This window comes from Ruegeria sp. AD11(2025), assembly GCF_056542405.1.
On record NZ_JBQFZU010000005.1, the window covers coordinates 166,043 to 181,365 of the forward strand.

The 15,323-nt window shown below is 59.3% G+C and carries 14 protein-coding genes; 9 read left to right on the top strand and 5 right to left on the bottom strand.

Going from position 1 to position 15,323, the window contains the following annotated elements:
* The 3 genes from ACR1XY_RS07260 to ACR1XY_RS07270 are packed head-to-tail and all read right to left on the bottom strand — an operon-like array spanning position 1 to position 4,977.
* Positions 1 to 1,170, bottom strand: coding sequence for an acetate/propionate family kinase (locus ACR1XY_RS07260; RefSeq protein ID WP_480591462.1), 1,170 nt, complete (start codon positions 1,168 to 1,170; stop codon positions 1 to 3).
* Positions 1,163 to 2,557 (bottom strand): bifunctional enoyl-CoA hydratase/phosphate acetyltransferase, encoded by a 1,395-nt coding sequence (locus ACR1XY_RS07265; protein ID WP_480591465.1) that lies wholly within the window; start codon positions 2,555 to 2,557, stop codon positions 1,163 to 1,165. The genes ACR1XY_RS07260 and ACR1XY_RS07265 overlap by 8 nt, the downstream gene beginning before the upstream one ends.
* A complete protein-coding gene (locus ACR1XY_RS07270) occupies positions 2,554 to 4,977 on the bottom strand; it encodes a DUF3141 domain-containing protein (protein ID WP_480591467.1) in 2,424 nt (807 codons plus the stop codon). The genes ACR1XY_RS07265 and ACR1XY_RS07270 overlap by 4 nt, the downstream gene beginning before the upstream one ends.
* A 436-nt stretch (positions 4,978 to 5,413) precedes the next feature.
* On the opposite strand from ACR1XY_RS07270, the gene napF reads away from it, so the two are divergent.
* From napF to ACR1XY_RS07310, 8 genes are read left to right on the top strand one after another with little or no spacing between them, the layout of a single operon-like run.
* Entirely contained in the window at positions 5,414 to 5,929 is a 516-nt protein-coding gene (gene napF / locus ACR1XY_RS07275; RefSeq protein WP_480591470.1) for a ferredoxin-type protein NapF, read from the top strand.
* A complete protein-coding gene (locus ACR1XY_RS07280; protein WP_170326570.1) occupies positions 5,926 to 6,219 on the top strand; it encodes a chaperone NapD in 294 nt (97 codons plus the stop codon). The genes napF and ACR1XY_RS07280 overlap by 4 nt, the downstream gene beginning before the upstream one ends.
* Positions 6,216 to 8,708, top strand: a complete 2,493-nt coding sequence (gene napA, locus ACR1XY_RS07285) for a nitrate reductase catalytic subunit NapA (RefSeq protein ID WP_480591474.1) — start codon at positions 6,216 to 6,218, stop codon at positions 8,706 to 8,708. The genes ACR1XY_RS07280 and napA overlap by 4 nt, the downstream gene beginning before the upstream one ends.
* A gap of 27 nt (positions 8,709 to 8,735) precedes the next feature.
* Positions 8,736 to 9,554 carry a ferredoxin-type protein NapG gene (napG, locus tag ACR1XY_RS07290; RefSeq protein ID WP_480591477.1) on the top strand — a complete coding sequence of 273 codons (819 nt, stop codon included), beginning with the start codon at positions 8,736 to 8,738 and terminating at the stop codon, positions 9,552 to 9,554.
* Positions 9,551 to 10,468 (top strand): quinol dehydrogenase ferredoxin subunit NapH, encoded by a 918-nt coding sequence (gene napH / locus ACR1XY_RS07295; protein WP_480591480.1) that lies wholly within the window; start codon positions 9,551 to 9,553, stop codon positions 10,466 to 10,468. The genes napG and napH overlap by 4 nt, the downstream gene beginning before the upstream one ends.
* Positions 10,469 to 10,480: 12 nt before the next feature.
* Positions 10,481 to 10,918 carry a nitrate reductase cytochrome c-type subunit gene (locus ACR1XY_RS07300; RefSeq protein ID WP_480591483.1) on the top strand — a complete coding sequence of 146 codons (438 nt, stop codon included), beginning with the start codon at positions 10,481 to 10,483 and terminating at the stop codon, positions 10,916 to 10,918.
* A 29-nt stretch (positions 10,919 to 10,947) separates the two neighbouring features.
* Positions 10,948 to 11,649 (top strand): NapC/NirT family cytochrome c, encoded by a 702-nt coding sequence (locus ACR1XY_RS07305; RefSeq protein ID WP_480591485.1) that lies wholly within the window; start codon positions 10,948 to 10,950, stop codon positions 11,647 to 11,649.
* A 12-nt stretch (positions 11,650 to 11,661) separates the two neighbouring features.
* Entirely contained in the window at positions 11,662 to 11,919 is a 258-nt protein-coding gene (locus ACR1XY_RS07310; RefSeq protein ID WP_480591488.1) for a hypothetical protein, read from the top strand.
* Between the two features lie 67 nt (positions 11,920 to 11,986).
* Here the strand turns inward: ACR1XY_RS07310 and ACR1XY_RS07315 are convergent, their stop codons facing one another.
* Entirely contained in the window at positions 11,987 to 13,021 is a 1,035-nt protein-coding gene (locus tag ACR1XY_RS07315) for an NADP-dependent oxidoreductase (protein WP_480591491.1), read from the bottom strand.
* 100 nt (positions 13,022 to 13,121) lie between these two features.
* Positions 13,122 to 14,039, bottom strand: a complete 918-nt coding sequence (locus ACR1XY_RS07320) for a GlxA family transcriptional regulator (RefSeq protein WP_480591494.1) — start codon at positions 14,037 to 14,039, stop codon at positions 13,122 to 13,124.
* Positions 14,040 to 14,137: 98 nt separating this feature from the next.
* Between ACR1XY_RS07320 and ACR1XY_RS07325 the strand changes: the two genes are divergently transcribed.
* Positions 14,138 to 15,298 carry an acyl-CoA dehydrogenase family protein gene (locus ACR1XY_RS07325; protein WP_480591497.1) on the top strand — a complete coding sequence of 387 codons (1,161 nt, stop codon included), beginning with the start codon at positions 14,138 to 14,140 and terminating at the stop codon, positions 15,296 to 15,298.
* Positions 15,299 to 15,323 lie beyond the last annotated feature (25 nt).

Consider the following 15,323-nt stretch of genomic DNA (forward strand, 5'->3'; position numbering starts at 1 on the left):
TTACATCATTCGCGCTGCGGCGCGGGCAATCACCATCTCTTCGTTCGTTGGGATCGTAAGGATTCGAACACGGCTGAAGTCAGTCGAAAGAACCGTGCCGCCATCGGCGTTTCTGTTGGGATCCATCTCGATCCCGATCCAGCGCATTCCCTCGCAAACCCTTTGTCGGATCTGAGCCGCGTTCTCGCCTATCCCGCCTGTAAAAACCAAGGCATCCAGCCCTTCCAGCGCGGCGGACAACGCCCCAAGTTCACGGCGTATACGGAAAACGTAGTAGTCGATCGCGCGACGCGCTTCGGGCGTTTCCGCAGCCAAAAGAGTGCGCATATCGGACGACATTCCCGACAGGCCAAGCAGGCCAGACTTGCGATAGAGCATTTCGGCGATTTCATCTGCACTCATGCCCTCCTGCTGCATCATGTAAAGCACGACACCTGGGTCCAGCTGTCCGCTGCGGGTGCCCATCGGCAATCCGTCCAGCGCAGAAAAGCCCATGGTCGAGGCAAGCGCCCGTCCACCAGAGACCGCGCACATAGATGCCCCGTTTCCCAGATGGGCGATAACCACGCGGCCGTCATACAGGCTCGGGGCAATTTCCTTCAGTTTCTGCGTGATGTAATCATAGCTCAGGCCATGAAACCCGTAACGGCGCACACCCTTGTCATAATAGCTTTGCGGCAACGCGAAAGTGTCGTTGACCCACGGGTGTGTCCGGTGAAAGGCAGTGTCGAAACAGGCAACCTGAACCGTGTCGGGAAAGGCGGCGCTGGCCGCCTGAATTCCGGCAAGGCTATAGGGTTGGTGCAGCGGGGCAAAAGGAACAAACTCGGCCAGTGTTTCAACAACTTTTTCGTCGATCCGCACGGGCTCGGAATAAACGGTTCCACCATGAACGACCCGGTGACCAATAGCGCGGATGTGAATGTCCGGAAGATACTCCTGTGCCATATCCAGAAAGGCCTGAATGGCACCATCATGCCCTTTGGCGTCGGTAAGCGGCTGGTCGACTGACCGCCCTCCGGAGGATTCCGCCAACAGTCGAGGAGCATCCCCCAAGCGTTCAATCTGGCCATGCCACCGCATTCTGGGACGGTTGCCCTCGCCCAGTTCATACAGCCCAAATTTCAACGAAGAAGATCCGGCGTTCAACGCCAGGACATGGTCAGCCATGGATTTTACCTTTGTTCGCCCGTGCATGCAGCGCAGCAACAGCGCAAGAAGCCAGCCGCGACGCGTCATCATCCGCCCGTGATGTCAAAATGATTGGCACAGCGGCACCAACAACGATCCCCGCCGCCTCAGCGTGCGAGATATAGGTCAGCTGTTTCGCCACCATATTCCCCGCCTCGATATTCGGAGCCACCAGAATATCCGCGGCTCCGGCGACCTCGGAGGTAATGCCCTTGGTGCGCGCCGCGTTCAGATCAATCGCGTTGTCCATCGCCAGAGGGCCATCGACCAGACCGCCTGTGATCTGCCCGCGCTCGGCCATTTTCGACAGCAGCGCAGCATCCACAGACGAGGGCATATGCGGGTTGATCGTCTCAACCGCCGACAAAACGCCAACCTTCGGCGTTTCGATCCCGATGGAATGCGCCAAGTGGATAGCGTTCTGTACGATATCGGCCTTGGTTTCCAGGTCGGGGGCGATGTTGACTGCCGCATCCGTCACCATAATAGGCCGTGACATGCCAGGCACATCCATTACGAACACATGTGACAGGCGCCGCCCTGTCCGCAGCCCCCTGTCCCGACGCAACACCGCGCGCAGCAGCACATCCGTATGCAAATGCCCCTTCATCAAGGTCTGCGCCTTGCCTTCGACCACAAGGTCAACCGCGCGATGGGCAGCGATTTCATGGCTGTTGGCCTCGATGATTTCGATCCCCGACAGACTGGCACCCAGTTCGGCCGCAGCAGCGGCGATCTTGTCCGGGTCACCCAACAGGATCGGCGTGATGATGCCCTTGGCCTTGCCCAGCAGCGCACCCCCCAGCGAGTTCGGCTCTTCCGGGGCAACCACTGCGGTGGGCATCGGGTCCATCGGCGCGGCCTGTGCGATCAGCGCGTCGAAGTGACGGTGGCGCTGAACGATCAGGCCGGGCACCTCCACCGAGTCGAAGGTCATGTGCTTGGCTGGCGGCGTCACCTGAACCTCGCCGCTGAGAACCAGAGCATTATCGCCGACGCGGCGCACTTCGGTGGCACACAGCAAATCACCATCCTCGCGCTTTTCAGTCACGGTGACAAAAGCGGTAACTTCGTCGCCGGCTATAACAGGCAGGTGGAAAGACAGGTTCGCCCACCGAGTCTGCGTTCCCGCGCCGGGCAGGATGTTACCCAGAACCGCCGCGATCAGACCAGCCGGCCACAGGGCCGGGGCAACTGCCTCGGGGCGGCCGTCGCCATCGCCGTCGTAGCCCGCCAAATGCAGCGGGTTGTGATCGCCCGATGCCGAAGCAAAAGCGTAAAGGTCGTCGATCGTACATAGGCGCGTCACCTGCGCTTCGTCGCCTACTTCCACCTGCGCGTAAGTGCGGTTTTCTTCTATCTTCATTGCTGTTTGGCCTTGTTCACTGCAGCAGCCTTGCGCGCCCGGGATTTGGGGGCAGGCTTGGTCGTGGCATCGGATTTCTTTTCAACCTCAGCAAGATCGAGTGTCTCGTACAGCGCCTGCGCCATCCCTACAAGTTCGGGCGACGGGTCCGGGATATCGCCCAGAACACGCTTGATCAGATCCACAGCCTGTTTTCTTTCAGACGCACGCGGCAGCAGATCGGGCAACGAGCCCATCGCGCCCTGTTCGTCAATAGTCACGATCACGCTCTGTTCGTGCAACATCCGCTGACGTTGTTCGACAGTCAGATTCTTGAAGGGTGCTTCATTCCTGAACACATGTGCCCATCGGTGCAGAATCTCGGCCCGGAAGCTCTGATTGCTGGCACCCAGCAGGATCAGCAGGCGGATCACAGCCTCGGGCAGGCCGCCCTGTTTCATATGCGCCAGCGCAGCCTCGACCTGCGGCAACGAGCGGAGGGATTCAGGGTCTGGCAAGGTGCGGTGCGCCGCGTATTTCTTACCGAACCAGGTCGCCAGTGGCCCACCCCAGAGCGTAAAGAACGCGGCCTCATACCACGCATCGCGCAGGTCCCGGTTCAGATCCATGGCCTGTTCGATCCAATCGGCGGTCAGTTTCTCAAGCTCAAGGAAAGGATTGTCCGGCGCGGCAGGTTCGCGCTGCTCGCGCACTGTATCGGCCAGATGCTCCACGCCCTTCATTACAGGGTTCGCAGAGGACATGGCAGCCCGCTGCACGCGCAGGGGGTGCAGATCGCGCAAGGCCTTCGCGCCCATCGGTGTGGACAGGGACCGAACAACCGGACGCCCGAAGGTTTCATAGACATTGGCCTGCACCTCGGACATATGCGCCACGGCGGCAAAGCTGGCTTCGTCCTCCTGCCCATCGTCCAGCGCGGCCACATCTTCCAGGGTACGGTCATGGAACCGAACCTCAAACCGTTTGTCCTGACCTTCTCCTTCTATGTTCTCGATCACCATCTCATAGAGACCTGGCGCCATCGCTTCGACCGTTTCCAGAGTCGAGGCCAGCTCGGTATGCTCCTTGCGCGCCACTTTGGACGAAACAAAAATGCCCAGATGGCCGACCTCGTCATGCAGCATGTAGATGATCCGCTGCCCGCGCAGACGAATTTCCTCTTCGTCGGCATAAGTGGCGGCAATCCAGTTCAGCGCCTGCTGCGGTGGAGTGATGTTATCGCCCTGGCTGGCGAAGACAAAGATCGGGCCCTTTATCTCCTTGATGTCCACCGGAACACCTGGCTCCAACTGCGCGGTGTTCTTGACCAACCGGTTTCCGACAAACAGCTGCTCGACAATCCAGTGGATTTCTGCCTCGTTCAGGATGAAATAGCCACCCCACCAGCGTTCAAAGTCGATGAAGCGTTTCCAGCCCGCTTCGGGGTCGCGATAGAGGTCGAAATACTTGCCAAAATAGTTCCGGCTGGGGTTCAACTGTTCGAAGTTCATCACAAGATTAGCACCGTCGAACGTGCCCGCACCCAGGTCGGACCACAGCATCGGTTGCCACGTGCCCCCCAGAACGCCAGCGTTGTAGCGCATGGGGTTCTCGCCCACCTCGCCTGACCACGGCGCAACCGGCGCACCGTTCAGGATCAACGGCCCGGTCAGGTCCGGATTGCAGGCGGCCATCAGCAAGGTCGCCCATCCGCCCTGACAGTTCCCCGTCACCACGGGCTGAGGGCTGTCCGGGTGGCGCGCCCGCACGGTGCGGACAAAACCGGCCTCGGCGTGCATGATATCGGCAAGGGTCTGGCCGGGCACCGGATCACGCCCAAAACTAACGAAATACACCGGATGGCCTTTCGACAGGGCAACGCCCACCTGACTGTCCTGCTTGAAACCCCCGATCCCACCACCATGACCCGCGCGCGGATCAATGATGATATAGGGGCGTTTCGTATCCACAACTGTCACACCCTTGGGCGGCAGGATGCGCAGCAATTGGTAATTGCAGGCGCGTTTCAGGGACTTTCCGTCGACTATGATCTCGTAGTCATAAACCAGTACCGGGGGGCAGCCTGCAGCCTCATGCTCCAGAAACACATCGCCACGTTCGCGCAGCGCGTCCATGGTCAACACCACCCGCTGCGAGGCGTCCTTCAGATAGGCCGCCCAGTCTTTTACCATGGATTGCGAACCCTCAAGGCGCTGCGACACATCGGCAAATCCCTGTATCAGGTCACGGGTGCGTTCCGAGTGAGTTTCGGCGATCTTTGTCGACTGCAACCGCACAGATTTGGCCAGCAGGTGCCACTGCACCCCCGACTGATCCAGCGCACGGGTCACAATATCAAACGTCCGGTCCTGTACCGCTGCCGCATCCTGCGCCATCTCTGAACCTAGTTTCAGCGAGGTCTTCTGGACATTCGAAATCATGAGCCTCTTCCTTTCCCAGTCCGGTTTCAGGCGTTGACACCTTTCGCCAATGGCAGGTGATAGGCGAGACCGAAGACAACCGCTCTGGTTCCGTCCAGTCTGAACATTCAGCCCACCCTTCCGTGCATTCTGCAACGCAGCATACTGAGTTTCGATATGGGACTCAAACTCAATGCCGCAATGCCGCATAGCAAGAAAAATTGACAATGGTGTTTTGCCCTCGGCAGGGGCGTTTAGGCGGATTCTTCGCTAGAACCGCTGCGAACCGTTGACCCATTCTTCCCCTCGCAACCGCAGCGGCAATCCGGAACAATCAGAGGTATACAAAGCGATGAAAAATAAAGCTCTCGTTTATGATCTGGATCAAAATTCATCACCTTTAGAAACGCTATTGAGGTACCGTAGAAAAAGAATCAAACGCGAACAGTCCAGCCGAATGAGCCAGATGACGAGCCGCCGGGCGTTTCTAAGCGCCAGCATGTTCCGGGAGGACAGTAATACTGTTCGACCGCCGGGTTCGGTCGTGCCGGGCTTTGTGGATCAGTGCTCCAAATGCGGAGACTGCGCCGAGGCCTGCCCCGAGAACGTGATTGCGATTGGCCAGGATGGTTTTCCGGTGTTTCAGCCCGGCGACGATCCGTGTACGTTCTGTGGCGATTGCGCCAAGGCCTGTCCGACGGATGCCCTGCAAATCGAACGCCTGGCCGACTGGTCTTGGCGCGCAGCCATTCTGGATGCCTCGTGCTTGTCCATGAACGGCGTCAGCTGCCGCATCTGTCAGGACAATTGCGAGCAGAATGCCATCCGGTTCAGGCTGCAACTGGGCGGACGGGCGGAACCCGCACTGGATGCTGAGACCTGCAATGGATGCGGTGCCTGCGTGGCGCTCTGCCCTGTCGATGCTGTCGCGTTTGAACGTCGGCCAATAACTCAAATGGAAACGGTTCAATGAATATCTGCGGTTGCCTTGCACATGTCGCACAAGAACAGACCGACGCCGCCGCGCAAACGATGCGGGACACGCCGGGCGTCGAAGTTCATGCCCAAGCAGAAGATGGCCGTTTCGTCATCGTTGTCGAAGACACACCCGACCGCCTTGCGTCCGAGATCATCATGGATCTGCATCAGATCCCCGGAGTGATTTCACTGACGCTGACTTATCATCATTTCGAGGATCTCGCGGAAAGCGCTCCGCATCCCGAGGCCCCAAGCCAAACCACCAGCCGGAGGCTCACGCTATGACTACTTCAGAATCTCGCCGGACATTTCTCAAGGCCTCAGCGGCCGCTGCCACTGCGTCAGCCGCAGGCATCCCTCTGGCCACCGGTCAGGCCAATGCGCAAACCGGGGCCCCCGATATCCGCTGGGACAAGGCGGCCTGCCGCTTCTGCGGCACAGGTTGCTCGGTTCTGGTCGGCACAAAGGACGGCCGCGTTGTCGCCACCCAGGGCGACCCGGACGCGCCAGTCAACCGCGGCCTGAACTGCATCAAGGGCTATTTCCTGTCTAAGATCATGTACGGTAAGGATCGCCTGACCACGCCGCTGCTGCGTAAATCGAACGGCGTCTATGACAAGAACGGTGAATTCGAGCCAGTCAGCTGGGACGAAGCCTTCGATGTCATGGCCGCAAAATGGAAAGAGGCTCTGGCCAAGAAAGGCCCGACCAGCGTCGGCATGTTCGGCTCTGGCCAATGGACGGTCTGGGAAGGTTATGCCGCCGCCAAGATGATGAAGGCCGGGTTCCGGTCGAACAACATTGACCCCAACGCACGCCACTGCATGGCTTCGGCCGTTGTCGGCTTTATCCGAACCTTCGGCATCGACGAGCCGATGGGCTGCTATGACGATCTCGAGCACGCGGACACCTTCGTGCTCTGGGGTTCTAACATGGCCGAGATGCACCCGATCCTGTGGTCGCGCCTGACTGACACCCGCCTGACCAAACCGGGATGTGAGGTGCATGTACTGTCGACCTTTGAACACCGCTCGTTCGAGTTGGCCGACAACGGCATGGTCTTCAACCCGCAGACCGACTTGGCGATCCTGAACTATATCGCCAACTACATCATCCAGACCGGCGCGGTGAACGAAGAGTTCGTCAAAAACCACGTCAACATCACCAAAACCGCTACCGATATCGGTTATGGCCTGCGCGACAACCACCCGCTGCAGCAAGAGGCCGCCAACCCCAATGTCGGCAAGATGGAACCGATCAGCTTTGAAGAATATGCCGAAGCGGTCGCGCCATACACACTGGAATACACCGCAGAGCTTTCGGGCGTGCCCGCCGACCGGCTGGAAAAACTGGCCAAGCAATATGCCGACCCGAACCGCAAGGTCATGAGCCTGTGGACCATGGGCTTCAACCAGCACACCCGCGGGTCGTGGGTGAACTCGCTGATGTACAACGTGCACCTGCTTGTCGGTAAGATTTCGGAACCGGGCAACTCACCCTTCTCGCTGACCGGTCAGCCCTCGGCCTGCGGCACCGCGCGTGAGGTTGGCACCTTTGCCCACCGTCTGCCCGCCGACATGGTCGTGATGAACGACAAACACCGTGAAATCTGCGAAACCGCCTGGAACGTACCCGCTGGCACCATCCCGGCCAAGCCCGGCTTCCACGCCGTGCTGCAGCACCGCAAACTGAAAGATGGCGACCTGAATGCCTATTGGGTGCAGTGCACCAACAACATGCAGGCCGCGCCCAACATCAACGAAGAAGGCTATCCCGGCTATCGCAACCCGGAAAACTTCATCGCCGTATCCGACCCCTATCCGACAGTCACAGCCGTTTCCGCCGACCTGATCCTGCCCACCGCAATGTGGGTCGAAAAGGAAGGCGCCTATGGCAACGCCGAACGCCGCACCCAGTTCTGGCGGCAGCAGGTCAAAGCACCGGGCGAGGCCAAGTCGGACCTGTGGCAGGTCATGGAATTCTCGAAACGCTTTACCGTAGAAGAAGTCTGGGGCGAGGAACTGCTGGCCACCATGCCGGAGCATCGCGGCAAGACCATGTATGAGGTGCTGTTCGCCAATGGTGCGATCGACAAATACCCCCTGTCCGAGACCGCCGAAGGCTTTGACAATGATGAATCCGAGCATTTCGGCTATTACGTCCAGAAGGGCTTGTTCGAGGAATACGCCGAATTCGGGCGCGGCCATGCGCATGATCTGGCCCCGTTCGAAACCTATCACGAGGCCCGCGGCCTGCGCTGGCCCGTCGTGGACGGGAAAGAGACGCTCTATCGCTTCCGCGAGGGCTATGACCCCTATGTGCCCGAAGGCGCAGGCGTGAAGTTCTACGGCAAGAAGGACGGCAAGGCCAATATCATCTTTGCCCCCTACGAGCCCGCCGCCGAAGAACCGGATGAGGAATTCGATCTGTGGCTGTGTACCGGTCGCGTGCTGGAACACTGGCATTCAGGCTCGATGACGCGCCGGGTACCGGAACTGCACCGCGCCTACCCGAACGCAGTCGTCTATATGCACCCGCAGGACGCCAAGGATCGGGGTCTGCGGCGCGGTCAGGAAATTGTTCTGTCGACGCGTCGCGGCGAGGTCACCAGCCGGGTCGAGACCCGCGGGCGCAACAAGGCACCGCGCGGTCTGGTCTTCATGCCGTGGTTCGACGAGCATCAGCTGACCAACAAGCTGACGCTGGACGCAACCTGCCCGCTGTCGAAAGAAACCGACTTCAAGAAATGCGCGTGTAAGGTAGAACGCGCGTAACCGGGAAGGATCGCAAAGGTAGTCCCCATGTCCCTGACCGGTACTCCTCTCTCGCCGCAACGGCGCCGATTCCTGCAGGATTCGGCACGCGCGGCAGGCGGCTGCGTGGTCGCCGGGTCGTTGCTGGCCTGGTTGGCCCGCGATGCCCGCGCGCTGCCGGCCGAGGCATTGCGCCCGCCCGGCGCGTTACCGGAACAGGAGTTCCTGTCGGCCTGCATCCGCTGTGGGCTATGCGTGCGGGACTGCCCTTACGACACCTTGAAACTGGCCGAACTTGGGGCCGATGCCGTTGCAACTGGCACGCCCTATTTCACGGCGCGCGACGTGCCGTGTGAAATGTGCGACGACATACCTTGCGTCGCCGCCTGCCCCACCGGTGCGCTGGACCCGGGGCTGGACAATATCGATGACGCAGAAATGGGCGTGGCGGTTCTGGTCGACCAGGAGAACTGCCTGAACTTCCTCGGGCTGCGCTGCGACGTCTGTTATCGTGTTTGCCCTGTCATTGATGAGGCGATTACGTTGGAAACCGCACACAATGACCGCTCTGGTCACCATGCGATGTTCATTCCGACTGTCCATGCGGATCGTTGCACTGGTTGCGGCATGTGCGAAAAAAGCTGCGTTCTGCCCGAAGCCGCGATCAAGGTTCTGCCCACAAGACTGGCGCGCGGCAGCAGTGCGGACCACTACCGCAAAGGCTGGGAAGAAAAAGAGACCCATGGCGGCCCCCTTGTGGACGGCCTCATCGACCTGCCCGACCGCCTGCCGGGGCCGGGCACGGACAATCTGGCCACACCGGGCGGTTTTGCTCCCACCTATGATCTTCCGGGGGTAGGACAATGAGCGCCCGCACCCACCTGCCGGTCGGACAGGAGGCCAAGGCCACCAAAGGTTGGATCGGCGCGCACCGTTATTTGCTGCTACGCCGAGCAAGTCAGCTGTTCTTTCTGGCCCTGTTCCTGCTGGGCCCCTGGTTCGGCATCTGGGTCGTACAGGGCACCCTTGCCGGATCGCTGACCCTTGGTGTGCTGCCTCTGACCGATCCTCTGGTTCTGTTGCAGAGCATCGTGGCCGGGCATTGGCCCGAACTGACCGCCCTGCTTGGTGGAGTGATCGTACTGGTCGCCTATGCGCTGATCGGCGGCCGCGTCTATTGTTCCTGGGTCTGCCCGATCAACCCGGTGACCGACGCGGCAAACTGGCTGCACCGCCGGCTGGATTTGCCGAAAGGCTGGCAACCAAAACGCAACACCCGTCTTTGGATTTTGGCGACAGTTCTGATCGTCTCGGGCCTGACCGGCGTGATCGCGTGGGAGTTGGTTAACCCGATCACCATGCTGCACCGCGGGCTGATCTTCGGCGCCGGATTTGTCTGGGCGCTGATTGCTGCGATCTTCGTATTTGACCTGGTCGTCGCGCGCCACGGCTGGTGCGGCCATATCTGCCCGGTCGGCGCCTTCTATGGCCTGATCGGCAGCAAAAGCCTGCTGCGTGTCAGCGCCGCCAATCGGACGGCCTGCGATGACTGCATGGATTGCTATGCGGTTTGCCCCGAAAACCAGATCATTTCGCCCGCATTGAAGGGCAAGCCCAGCACGACACCGCTGATCCTGTCGCCGGACTGCACCAATTGCGGTCGCTGTATCGATGTATGCGCCGTCGATGTCTTCAAATTTACTCACCGGTTCGACGACCACGTCGTCGCACCTTCCGATCCAGTTCCCGCGCCTGAGCCGCGCGAAGCCAGACCTATCTAAGGGAGTGCCAAGATGAAAAAATCAATCGTGACAGGCGGAATTACCCTGATCCCCGTTTTGCTCCTGAGCGGGTTCGCCCTTGCCCAGTCAGCCCAGGTAGAAACCCTGCGCGGGGCGGAGGTGGATGAACCCATCCCCCTGCACCAGATCCACAAGGATGTCGAAGGGCGGATGCAGCGCAACTATCGTCAACAACCGCCACTGATCCCGCATTCGGTCGAGCAGTACCAGATCGACGTGCGCACCAATCAATGCCTTTCCTGCCATGACTGGACCAAAGCCGGCGACCGCAACGCGCCGACTCTGTCGATGACCCATTATCTGGATCGCGACGGCAACGAGTTGGACCAAGTCGCAGGCACCCGGTATTTCTGCAACCAGTGCCACGTGCCTCAGGCGGATGCTCCTGCGTTGGTCGACAACGTTTTTGAACCCTCGTCCGGCAACTAATCCAACGCAAGTCTGAAAGGAGCACCAACATGGCAGACTCCCCCGAAAAACGCGGATGGATAGGCCGCATCTGGAACGCAATCTGGACACCGGCTGTCATGTTCAGCTCGGGCTTTTTGATCTTGGCAGGTTTTCTGGCCGGTATCCTGTTCTGGGGCGGGTTCCACTGGACGCTGGAACTGACCAATACTGAGGAATTCTGTACCTCGTGCCACACGATGGAAACCAACCTGGGCGAGTATCGCGAGACGATCCATTACAATAACCACTCGGGCGTGCGCGCGATCTGTTCCGACTGCCACGTGCCGCATGAGTGGAACCACAAGATCAAGGCCAAGATCATGGCCGTCAAGGACGTCTACCACGAGCTGGCAGGCACTATCAGCACGCCTGAAAAATACGAAGAGCATCGGCTGAGCATGGCCTCGGCCGTCTGGAAAAAGATGAAGGCGTCAGACAGCCGCGAATGCCGAAACTGTCACAATTTCGACTACATGGACTTTACCATCCAGGAAACCCGTGCCGCGTCTGAACACCAGCGCGCAATCGACAACAACATGACCTGCATCGACTGCCACCAGGGCATCGCACACACACTGCCGCCGAACTACCTTGAGACCTATCAGCAGATCACCGAGGAGCTGGCCGGCGCGCCATCGGGCAAGCTTCAGCACCAGGTGGCGGATGGCAGCGCTGAAATCCGGTCATTCTTGACCAATCAGGCGGAATAAGAGGGGCAAGATATGCTGGAACTTCTGGGAACAATCGGGGCCAACATTATCAGCCTGCCAGGTATTCTGGGTCTTGCGCTGGGAATGATGACACGGCGTGTGTGGCTGGGCGGCCTGATGGGTGGCGCAGTTGGCGTGATGGAAACGCTTGTCTTTGCCCATTGGAACTTTGCCAATGTCGAGACGATTGAGCTTTTGATTGCGGTTGTCGTCGGTCTGTGCGCGGGTTCGCTGGGCTCAGCCATCCGCATCAAGGGCACAACAGCGTAAAAGTTCGGACCTGTTCAATGTTCACCCGACGCTTGGCGTCGGGTGAACATATTTCTGGGGGTGGACGTCACGCCCCTACATTGACCACCATTTTACCGAAATTCCCGCCGCTGAGCAGTTGGTTCAGCGCATCCGGCGCATTTTCTAGGCCATCGACCATGTGTTCTTTGTACTGGATAGATCCATCGGCGATCCAACCGGTCATATCACGGCGGAATTCCTCATAAACTGCGCGTGTGAAGCTGTCGAAAATAATGAAGCCTTGCATTTTTACCTTCATGCGTAGCAGCGTGCCCATGATTGCCGGGCCCATGTCCGGCCCATCGGGCAATCCCGGCAGGTTGTACCAGGCGACGACTCCACAGACCGGCACCCGAGCAAAGGGGTTCAGCAGCGGCAGCACCGCATACAAGACCTTACCGCCGACATTTTCAAAATAGACGTCAATTCCGTCCGGGCAGGCCTGTTGCAACTGCTCGGCGAAATCCGGCGTCTTGTGATCGACACAGGCGTCAAACCCCAAATTCTTAACGACATGCGCGCATTTTTCCGCACCACCGGCGACACCTACAACCCGGCATCCTTTAAGCTTTGCGATTTGCCCGACAGTCGCCCCGACCGGACCCGCAGCAGCTGCAACCACCACAGTTTCTCCCGGCTTCGGCTCACCGATTTTCAACAGTCCAGCATAGGCGGTGTAGCCGGGCATCCCGAGGATACCCAAAGCCCAGGACGGGTTTTTCGGAGATTTGCCAAGGTTCATCGCTTCGGTCCCGTCAGAAATCGCATAGTCCTGCCATCCGCTACCGGACAGGACATAATCCCCGGCCTCAAACCCATCCAAATTCGAAATCACGACCTGCCCCACAACCTGCGCAGTCATGACGCCACCAATGGCCACAGGTTCTGCATATGATTTCGCATCGTTCATACGCCCACGCATGTAGGGGTCCAGAGACAGGTACACAGTGCGCACCAGCATTTCATTCGGTCCGGGGCTCGGAACCTCGGTCGTGGCCATGCGCAGCGTGTTTTCGTCCGGCCGGCCGCTGGGGCGTTCGTTCAAAACGATCTGACGGTTGACATCTGGGGATTGCGCCATTTCATGTCTCCTTTGTTTGGTCTCGCCCTGCGACCAGGGTTTGCTTAGACACTGTGCAGAAAGCTCTCGGGCTCGCAATGCAATACACCCTGTCCCTGACTCAACCTCCGCTACGGAAAGCTGTTGGCGTCTGACCGAATTCCGCCTTGAACGCCCGGGTCATGGCGCTGGCGTTCTCATACCCGCAGCGACCGGCGATTTCCGCGATGGACTGTTCCGTTTCTTCCGCCAGTTTACGTGCAAGATTCAGGCGCAGACGCCGGTACAGCGCTTGTGGCGTGGTCTTCAGTTCGGCCTGAATCCGCCCTTCAAGTCGCTTTTGCGAGCAGCCGCTTTTGCGGGCAACGTCCTTGATCGTCAAAGGTGTTTCCAAGTTTGCCTGCATCAAGGTCAGCGCCCGGTTGACCAGAGTGTCCTCGGATTTGAGCGGCAGCGTGTAATGATCCGCACCACCCCGGCTCATCAGCAGATGCGCGACCTCCATCGACAACAGCGGCCCGTGATCTCGACGAATTAGGGCCGAGGCGAGATCAAACGCCGCCATCGCCCCGGAACATGTCAGCCGGTTGCCGTCGATGACAAACCGCTCCTGGACCGCGTTGACCGAGGGAAAGGTCTCTTCGAACCGGGCCAGTTCATCCCAGTGAATCGTCGCCCTGTGATCGTTCAGCAACCCCGCCCGGGCCAACAGCCAGCTGCCGGTGTCCAGACCCGCCAGCTGCTTGTGTTTTCCCGCAGCCGACAGCACTGCGCGAATAGTGTCACGCGTTTCCAACTTGAGAAAACCATAAGATGGCATGACTACCAAGACGTCTCCGCGCTGATCACTCAATGCCCCATTCGGTGTGACGGCAAGACCGCTGGAGCTTTCAACCGGCCTTCTATCAATCGAGCAGAAGTGCCACGCATACAGCCTCTGCCGCGCCAATGTATTTGCGGCGCGCAACGGCTCGACCATGTTGGCCAAGCAGTGGTTCGAGAACCCATCGAACAGCAGAATGTTATATTGGCGGGTCAAATTTTTTCCAACTCTGCACAACTAGGGGCTAAGTCTGCATGCCGCATAAAAGCGCAATGCCGTTTCCTGCGTCAATCACCTATCTAAGGAAACGCGCCATGCAGTTTGGTCTGTCAGAAGAACAGGAAATGATCGTTTCGACTGTTCGCAGCTTCGTCGAAAACGAAATCTACCCGCACGAAGCCGAGGTTGAACGCACCGGTCACGTCCCGCATGAGTTGGGCAAAAAGATCAAGCAGAAGTGTATCGACCTTGGCTTCTACGCCTGCAACTTCCCCGAAGAGGTTGGCGGCGCCGGTCTGTCGCATCTCGACTTCACGCTGGTCGAGCGTGAACTGGGCCGAGGATCGATGGCGTTAACGCACTTCTTTGGCCGTCCGCAGAACATCCTGATGGCCTGTAACGACGAGCAGCGTGAACGCTATCTGCTGCCCGCCGTACGTGGCGAGAAAATGGACGCGCTGGCGATGACCGAGCCGGATGCGGGCTCGGATGTGCGCGGCATGAAATGTCAGGCCGTGCGCGATGGCGGGGACTGGGTCGTCAATGGCTCCAAACACTTCATCTCGGGCGCGGAGCACGCGGATTTCTTCATCGTCTTCATCGCCACCGGCGTTGATGAGACCCCGAAAGGGCCAAAGAAACGGATCACCACCTTTCTGGTGGATCGTGGAACACCGGGGTTTGAAGTGCGCGAGGGCTATAACTCGGTCAGCCACAAGGGCTACAAGAACTATATCCTGTATTTCGACAATTGCCGCCTGCCCGACGCACAGGTTTTGGGTGAAGTTGATGGCGGCTTTGCCGTGATGAACGAATGGCTTTATGCCACCCGTCTGACGGTTGCGGCCTTCTCGGTCGGTCGCGCGCGCCGCTGCTTTGACTACGCTCTGAACTATGCCGCCGAGCGCAAACAATTCGGTCAGCCCATCGGCAAATTCCAGGGTATCGGCTTCCAGATCGCCAACATGATCACCGAGATTGACGCCGCCGATTGGCTGACCCTGGCCGCCGCGTGGCGTCTGGACCAAAACCTGCCCTCGAACCGCGAGATTGCCTCGGCCAAGCTATACGCCTCGGAAACGCTGGCGCGGGTCACCGATACCACGCTGCAGATCTATGGTGGCATGGGCCTGATGGATGACTTCCCGATCGAGCGTTTCTGGCGCGATGCCCGTGTCGAACGCATCTGGGACGGCACCAGCGAGATTCAGCGTCACATCATCAGCCGCGATCTTCTGCGTCCCCTCGGCGCATGAGACCACGTCCCGGCGGTGAGTGGGT

Excerpts from the sequence above, each read along its gene's own strand:
- ACR1XY_RS07260 (WP_480591462.1), bottom strand. The coding sequence starts at position 1,170 with ATGGCTGACCATGTCCTGGCGTTGAACGCCGGATCTTCTTCGTTGAAA.
- ACR1XY_RS07265 (WP_480591465.1), bottom strand. The coding sequence starts at position 2,557 with ATGAAGATAGAAGAAAACCGCACTTACGCGCAGGTGGAAGTAGGCGAC.
- ACR1XY_RS07270 (WP_480591467.1), bottom strand. The coding sequence starts at position 4,977 with ATGATTTCGAATGTCCAGAAGACCTCGCTGAAACTAGGTTCAGAGATG.
- napF (WP_480591470.1), top strand. The coding sequence starts at position 5,414 with ATGAGCCAGATGACGAGCCGCCGGGCGTTTCTAAGCGCCAGCATGTTC.
- ACR1XY_RS07280 (WP_170326570.1), top strand. The coding sequence starts at position 5,926 with ATGAATATCTGCGGTTGCCTTGCACATGTCGCACAAGAACAGACCGAC.
- napA (WP_480591474.1), top strand. The coding sequence starts at position 6,216 with ATGACTACTTCAGAATCTCGCCGGACATTTCTCAAGGCCTCAGCGGCC.
- napG (WP_480591477.1), top strand. The coding sequence starts at position 8,736 with ATGTCCCTGACCGGTACTCCTCTCTCGCCGCAACGGCGCCGATTCCTG.
- napH (WP_480591480.1), top strand. The coding sequence starts at position 9,551 with ATGAGCGCCCGCACCCACCTGCCGGTCGGACAGGAGGCCAAGGCCACC.
- ACR1XY_RS07300 (WP_480591483.1), top strand. The coding sequence starts at position 10,481 with ATGAAAAAATCAATCGTGACAGGCGGAATTACCCTGATCCCCGTTTTG.
- ACR1XY_RS07305 (WP_480591485.1), top strand. The coding sequence starts at position 10,948 with ATGGCAGACTCCCCCGAAAAACGCGGATGGATAGGCCGCATCTGGAAC.
- ACR1XY_RS07310 (WP_480591488.1), top strand. The coding sequence starts at position 11,662 with ATGCTGGAACTTCTGGGAACAATCGGGGCCAACATTATCAGCCTGCCA.
- ACR1XY_RS07315 (WP_480591491.1), bottom strand. The coding sequence starts at position 13,021 with ATGGCGCAATCCCCAGATGTCAACCGTCAGATCGTTTTGAACGAACGC.
- ACR1XY_RS07325 (WP_480591497.1), top strand. The coding sequence starts at position 14,138 with ATGCAGTTTGGTCTGTCAGAAGAACAGGAAATGATCGTTTCGACTGTT.